Consider the following 3,615-nt stretch of genomic DNA (forward strand, 5'->3'; position numbering starts at 1 on the left):
CGATGGCGGTGTGATAGTGCAGGTCGATCAGACCCGGCATGACGATCTTGTCGGTGGCGTCGATCACTTCGTCGTCGCGCTGCAGGTCCGTCGGACCGCTGCCGGCTTCGATGGAAACGATGCGGTCGTTCTCCACGATCACCGTTCCGGTCTGATGATAGGTGGCGGCCTCATCGAGGGTGAGGATCATGCCGTTGCGGATGACGAGACGGGCCATGACAGGCTGCTCCGGGGCTGACACGAGGGAAGGCAGAACGCGAGGGAAAGCAGAATACGGGGGGTAGTGCGGGGGCTTGCGGGCGGGGTCATCCCCGTCCGCGCACGAAGGGCCGGCCGAGATCGGCCGGGCCGGCGCGGCTGCGGCCGAGCACGGCCCACACCGCGAGAGCTAGCACGAACGGGGCCATCAGCAGCAGCGGCGGCGCCACCACGATGCCCAGCGCCTGCCCCTGATATTGCAGGGCATCGGCCGCGCCGAACAGCAGCGCCGCCAGCAGGGCCAGCACCGGCTTCCAGCGCCCGAAGATGACGATCGCCAGCGCAAGATAGCCGCGCCCGCCGGTGATGTCGTCGACGAAGGTGCCGCCGGAGGCCACAAGCGCCAGATAGGCCCCACCAAGTCCCGCCATGAAGCCAGTGAACAGCATGGCGCCGAACCGCACGGCGGTGACGGAGAAGCCCGCGGCATCGAGCGCGGAGGCACCCTCGCCGGCCGCCCGCAGCACGAGGCCGCAGCGCGTGCGCATCAGCACGAAAGCGATGACCACAGCCATGACGACGGCGAAATAAAACAGCGGGCTTTGCGAGAAGAGACCGCGGCCGGCAACCGGCAGGCCGCTGAAGAATGGGATCTTAAAGACCGTCAGTGCCCGAAGGGAGGGCAGGGCTGCCGCATCCTTCAGCACGATCTGCCGCAGAAGGCTGGTGAGACCGAGGGCCAGCATGTTGAAGCTGATGCCGGCCACCACCTGATCGGCCCGCAGCACGGCCACGAACAGGCCGAGCACCGCCGCGCTGGCGATGCCGGCCAGCGCCCCGCAGGCGAGCCCGCCCATGGCCGAGCCGGTCAGCCCGGCGCCCAGCACCGCGGCGAACGCGGCGTTCAGCATCATGCCTTCAAGGCCGATGTTGAAGACGCCGGCGCGCTCGGAAACGATCTCGCCCAGCGCCGCCAGCATGACCGGGGCGGCAAGGCGCACGGCGGAGGCGAGAAACAGCGTGAAGGTGATGAGATCGAACGTCATCGGGCGTGCCGTCCTTTCACGAGCCGCCAGCCGTGGACACCGGCCACCAGCAGAATGGGCAGACTGGTGAACAGCATGGCGAGTGCCGCCGGCACGCTGAGATGGGCCTGAAGGCCCATGATGCCGCTGTTGATGGCGCCGAAATAAAGCGCCACCAGCAGCACGCCTGCCGGCTCCAGCCCGCCGAGCAGGGCGATGGCGAGCCCGTCGAAGCCGAGATGGGCGCTGAAGCCGTCGATGAGGCGATATTGCACGCCCAGCACCTCCACCGCGCCGGCGAGCCCGCCGAGCGCGCCGGAGATGGCCATCGAGGCGAGGATGAGGCGGGCGATGGAATAGCCCTGCAGCCGTGCCGCGCGCGGGCTGAGGCCCGCCGCCCGCAGCCGCAGGCCGAAGGCGGTGCGGTAGAGCAGCGCCCAGGTGCCGAGCGTCAGCACCAGCGCCAGCACCACGCCGCCGTGCAGGCGGGTGCCCTCCACAAGAACCGGCAGGGCGGCGCCATCGGCAATCTTGGCGCTCATGTTGAAATCGGAGTCCGGCGGCTGCAACGGCCCCTGCACCAGATACTTGCACAGATAGATGCCGACGAAGTTCAGCATCAGCGTGGAGATGATCTCGTCCGCCCCGCGCCAGAGTTTCAGCACTGCCGGGATGAGCCCGAACACCGCGCCGAACAGTGCAGCACTCAGGATCGACAGCGGCAGCAGCAGGGGGCCGAGCGTGGGCGGCAGCAGCACGGCCGGCAGCACGGCCCCGATGGCCCCGAGCTGCAACTGCCCCTCGCCGCCCAGATTGAAGAAGCCGCAGCGCAGCGCCACCATGGCGCCGAGGGCCACCAGCAGCCGGGGCGTCATGAACACCAGCGTATCGGCAAGGCCGGCACGGGAACCGAAGGCGCTGGCGAACAGCGTGGGCAGGGCGGCGGCCGCGGAAAAGCCCAGCGCTTCCAGCAACAGCAGCGCGGCGGCGACGGAGGCGGCGAAAGCCAGTGCCACGGCCGGCAGACTGCTGGCGGCGAGGCTTTTCAGCAGCGTGCGCAGCCGGGCGGTGGCGGGGGGCGGCGGCATCGGGCCGGCCGGCTCTGCGGTGCGGGCGGGGGCGGGGTTCATCGGGCCTCCTGTGGGGCTGCGGCCGGCGGCAGACTGCCGGTCAGCAGGGCGCCGAGACGCTCCGGCGTGGCCTCGGCCCGGCTCAGTGTGCCGGTGATGCGGCCGGCGAGCAGCACGACGATGCGGTCGCACAGCCGCATCAGCTCGCTGAGATTGCTGCTGATGGCCACCACCGCGCGGCCGGCATCGGCGCTTGCGCGCAGGCGGCGCAGCACATCCTCGCTGGCCAGCACATCGAGCCCGCGTGTCGGCTGGTGCACGACGACGAGCGGGGCTGCGTCGCCGAGGGCGCGCGCCAGCACGATCTTCTGCTGGTTGCCGCCGGACAGGGTGCGCGGCGTGAGCGACAGGCCGCCGTTGCGCACATCGAAACTCTCCGCCAGCCGCGCGGCCTCGGCGCCGATGGCACGGCGGGCGAGCCAGCCGAAGCGGCTGAACGGCCGCTGGCCGACACGCGGCAGCACCATGTTGGCGGCAATCGACAGATCCATGACCAGCCCTTCGTGATGGCGGTCTTCCGGCACGGCGCCGACCTGAGCGGGATCGACATGCCCGGCACCGAGCGGATGGCCGCCGAGGGTGAGGCGGCCGGCCTGCGGCCGGGCAAGACCGGTCAGCACCTCGAACAGCTCGCGCTGGCCGTTGCCTTCGACCCCGGCAATGCCGACGACTTCGCCGGCGGCGACCTCAAGAGAAAAATCCTGCAGGCCGCTGGAGGAGGGACGGGGCGCGATGGTGAGCCCGCGGGCCACCAGAGCCGGGGCGCCCGGCGCCCGCGCCGGCAGAAAGGGCGCGTCGACATTGAGGGTGCGGCCGACGATGTCGCCGATCAGGTCTTCGCGGCTGCGGCCGGCCAGCGGGCCGGTGCTGATGAGGCGGCCGAGCCGGATGACCGAAACGCGGTCGGCATGGGCCATGACCTCGCTCAGGTGGTGGGTGACGACGGCAACCGCGGTTCCGCCCCCGGCGAGGCGCCGCAGGCTGGCATAGAGGGTTTCGGCCTCTGCCGGCGTCAGAATGGTGGTCGGCTCGTCAAGCACCAGCAGATCGGCGCGGTTGACGAGGGCCTTGAGGATTTCGACGCGCTGCTGCATGGCCAGCGGCAGTTCGCCGGTGACGGCATCCGGATCGACCGGCAGGCCGCAATGCTGCGCGAAGGCGGCGATATCGCTGCGGCGCCGCAGGGCCCGGCGGCGGGCCGGCAGCGCGGCAAGGCGGATGTTCTCGGCCACCGTGAAGCGCGGCACGAGGCGGAAGTGCTG

3 protein-coding genes and 1 pseudogene are annotated in these 3,615 nt (G+C 70.8%); all 4 read right to left on the reverse strand.

Annotation, left to right across the window (positions count from 1 at the left end):
- Window positions 1-217, reverse strand: a pseudogene (locus V7067_RS16490) (amidohydrolase); the annotation flags it as partial.
- Window positions 218-305: 88 nt separating this feature from the next.
- A complete protein-coding gene (locus tag V7067_RS16495; RefSeq protein WP_334176983.1) occupies window positions 306-1,244 on the reverse strand; it encodes an ABC transporter permease in 939 nt (312 codons plus the stop codon).
- Window positions 1,241-2,353, reverse strand: a complete 1,113-nt coding sequence (locus V7067_RS16500) for an ABC transporter permease (protein WP_334176984.1) — start codon at window positions 2,351-2,353, stop codon at window positions 1,241-1,243. Before V7067_RS16500 ends, V7067_RS16495 begins: the two co-directional genes overlap by 4 nt.
- Window positions 2,350-3,615, reverse strand: a 1,266-nt coding sequence (locus V7067_RS16505; protein ID WP_334176985.1) for an ATP-binding cassette domain-containing protein, incomplete at its 5' end; no start/stop codon positions are given. The genes V7067_RS16505 and V7067_RS16500, both read right to left, overlap by 4 nt.

Origin of the sequence: Pseudoxanthobacter sp. (assembly GCF_036822375.1) — a bacterium.
In the GTDB taxonomy this organism is placed as follows: domain Bacteria; phylum Pseudomonadota; class Alphaproteobacteria; order Rhizobiales; family Segnochrobactraceae; genus Pseudoxanthobacter.